Source organism: Dellaglioa sp. CoH-56-MRSF-12 (assembly GCF_056782075.1).
Genome location: NZ_JBXAYD010000123.1, coordinates 1 through 260, shown reverse-complemented (window position 1 = coordinate 260; position 260 = coordinate 1). Strand labels below are relative to the sequence as shown.

1 protein-coding gene is annotated in these 260 nt (G+C 71.2%); it reads right to left on the bottom strand.

Annotated elements, in window-relative coordinates; all coding sequences use genetic code 11:
* Positions 1 to 77: 77 nt before the first annotated feature.
* Positions 78 to 260: hypothetical protein (locus AC1RPY_RS08015; protein ID WP_481763155.1), on the bottom strand; the 183-nt coding region annotated here is incomplete at its 5' end.

The window sequence follows — 260 nt, the reverse complement described above, 5'->3', positions numbered from 1 at the left end:
ACCCTAAAGCATTCGGCGTTCGGCTGCTTTTTCGCGGGGCCCGATGGTCGCCGCCACGGAGCCGGCACGCCGGCCGTTCAGTTCCAGCCGACCATGATCGCGCCCATCCCGACGAGCAGCCCGCCCGTCACGCGGTTCATGGCCCGCATCCGCGCCGGCCGCTGCAGCGCGCGGCTCAGCCGGTGCGAGAACAGCGCCATCGACGCGACGCCGCCCGCGAACAGCAGCGCGAACGTCGCGGCGAGCAGCAGGTATTGAAG